We start from the raw sequence: 2,843 nt of genomic DNA, 5'->3' as shown, positions 1-2,843 counted from the left end.
GTTAAACAAATATCCGGCACCCTGTCGGGCGGTGAACAGCAAATGCTTGCGATCGCTCGAGCCTTGGCGCGCGACATCAAAGTCCTACTTCTGGACGAACCCTACGAGGGCCTCGCCCCCGTCATCGTTCAGGAAATCGCCAAGACGCTGAACATCATCCGCGACCAAGGGATCACAACGATCATCGTCGAACAAAACGCCGTCGCAGCTTTGAAGCTCGCCGACCGCGCCGTCATTCTTGATACCGGTCGCGTCGTTTACGACGACAGCGCCCAGAAAGTGCTCGACGACGAAAAGCTACGCGCGGAATATCTCGCCATCTGACGACTGGCGCCAGGATTCCCGGCGCCCAACATCAATATTAAGACCTGGAGGGGCCCATGTTGGAAACTCAAAACGGCATGTATCTGCCGACCGAAGACTTTAAATCGAACGCACATGCAGACCGCGCCAAATACGACGCGATGTACAAACGCTCTGTTGAGGACCCGGAAGGTTTCTGGGGCGATGAGGGCAAACGCATTGACTGGATCAAGCCTTACACCAAGGTTAAGAACACGTCCTTCGCGCCCGGCAATATCGACATCCGCTGGTTTGAAGACGGCAGCCTGAACGTCGCTGCCAACTGCATCGACCGACACGTCGAAACCCGCGGTGACCAAACCGCAATCATCTGGGAACCCGACAGTCCGGACGACGAAGCGCTCCACATCACCTACCGCGAGTTGCACGAACGCGTCTGCAAATTCGCAAACGTTCTCAAAGCGATGGGCGTCGGAAAGGGCGACCGCGTCGTTCTCTACATGCCGATGATCCCGGAAGCAGCCTACGCCATGCTCGCCTCGGCCCGCATCGGTGCGATCCATTCGATTGTTTTCGCTGGCTTTTCGGCAGACGCCCTTGGCGCGCGGGTGAACGGATGCAAAGCGAAAGTCGTCATCACCTCTGACGGCGCACCTCGCGGCGGCCGTATCACGAACCTCAAAGACAACGTAAACCAAGCCCTCACCCACGACGTCGACGAGGTGAAATGCCTCGTTGTCCGCCGCACCGGCCAACAGGTCGCATGGCGCGGAGAGCTGGATTACTGGCTTCATGAAATGGAAGAAACCGTCTCCGCCGACTGCCCTCCGGAAGAAATGAACGCCGAAGACCCGCTGTTCATCCTCTACACCTCAGGCTCCACCGGCCAACCAAAAGGTGTTGTGCACACGACAGGCGGCTACCTCGTCTATGCGGCGATGACGCACCAATACACGTTCGACTACCACGACGGTGACGTCTTTTGGTGTACCGCAGACGTAGGCTGGGTCACGGGCCACAGCTACATCGTCTACGGCCCTCTCGCAAACGGCGCGACAACTCTGATGTTTGAAGGCGTGCCCACCTACCCCGACGCGGGCCGCTTCTGGGCCGTGTGCGAAAAGCATAAAGTAAACCAATTCTACACCGCCCCGACCGCAATTCGTGCGCTGATGGGCAAAGGAACCTCCTTCGTCGAGAATTACGATCTGTCAGACCTCAAGGTCCTCGGCACCGTCGGCGAGCCGATCAACCCTGAGGCCTGGAGCTGGTACCATGACGTGGTTGGCGGCGGGAATGTTCCCATCGTCGACACATGGTGGCAAACTGAAACCGGCGGCCACCTTTTGACGCCACTGCCGGGCGCGACCCCGACCAAACCCGGCTCCTGTACCCTGCCCTTCTTCGGTATCCAACCGGTGATCCTTGAGCCCACGTCCGGCGCGGAAGTCACCACCATCGTTGCCGAAGGCGTTCTAAGCATCAAGGACAGCTGGCCTGGCCAGATGCGCTCCATATGGGGCGACCACGCACGTTTCGAAAAAACCTACTTCGCCGACTACAAAAACACCTACTTCACGGGTGACGGCGCGCGCCGCGACCAAGACGGCTACTACTGGATAACCGGCCGCGTTGATGACGTGATCAACGTCTCGGGCCACCGCATGGGTACCGCCGAGGTCGAAAGCTCCCTTGTTGCTCACGAAAATGTCGCCGAAAGTGCGGTTGTCGGCTATCCGCACGCGATCAAGGGTCAGGGCATCTATGCCTACGTTACCTTGATGAATGGCGTCGAGCCGACAGAAGAGTTGCGCAAAGAACTAGAAGTCTGGGTCCGCAAAGATATCGGCCCGATTGCGAAACCGGACCTCATTCAGTGGGCGCCGGGCCTTCCAAAGACGCGCTCCGGGAAGATCATGCGTCGCATATTGCGCAAGATCGCCGAGAACGACTACGGAGCGCTTGGCGACACCTCCACGCTTGCCGAACCCGAAGTGGTCGATGATCTGATCAAAAATCGAATGAACCGCGAGTGACAACAGACCCTGTATCGTGACCAAAGTCCGCCATCCGGCGGGCTTTGGTCTGTCACCGTGATGTGACCGTGAATTCACGCAACCTGACACAAAGTTTTTCCACCGCGAGCTTTCCCGCTGTAGCATCGATGAAAATGCCGCAGGCGAAATCATGAACTCTGTCGCAATTCTCGCTCTCACGTCAGCGATACTTTACAGCGTTACCATGCTCGCGCATGAAATCCTAGCGGACCATCCCGCCCGTTGGAATGGCGTTAATAATCGCCCTCGCACTTCTGTCCGCGAAGTCGCAGGGTTGAGCCTCTTTGTCATCGGGGCCTTCGCCGTCTGGTCCTGAGGCGTGTCGTCCAGCGCCGGCCTCAGTCACCGAACGGCGACACGACACGCCGGATCAACCGCCGTGCGCGCGCCAATCAGTCAGGTATGGCAAGGCGGTCGTTAAACCGCCCGCCGCCACCATTTCCGCCACAGGGTCAGTGCCCTACGACGTTGGGATGGCCCCTT

Annotated in this window: 3 protein-coding genes; all 3 read left to right on the top strand. The window is 58.6% G+C overall.

The genetic code is table 11. From position 1 onward, the window contains the following. Positions 1-324, top strand: a 324-nt coding sequence (locus Q1B15_RS09695) for an ATP-binding cassette domain-containing protein (protein ID WP_299753415.1), incomplete at its 5' end; no start/stop codon positions are given. 56 nt (positions 325-380) lie between these two features. Further along, positions 381-2,339 carry an acetate--CoA ligase gene (gene acs / locus Q1B15_RS09690; protein WP_299753413.1) on the top strand — a complete coding sequence of 653 codons (1,959 nt, stop codon included), beginning with the start codon at positions 381-383 and terminating at the stop codon, positions 2,337-2,339. Between the two features lie 151 nt (positions 2,340-2,490). Then, entirely contained in the window at positions 2,491-2,676 is a 186-nt protein-coding gene (locus Q1B15_RS09685; RefSeq protein ID WP_299753411.1) for a hypothetical protein, read from the top strand. The last annotated feature ends 167 nt before the right edge of the window (positions 2,677-2,843 follow it).

It is taken from the genome of uncultured Boseongicola sp., assembly GCF_937988555.1.
Classification (GTDB): domain Bacteria; phylum Pseudomonadota; class Alphaproteobacteria; order Rhodobacterales; family Rhodobacteraceae; genus Boseongicola.
This window is presented reverse-complemented; position numbering and strand designations above follow the sequence as displayed.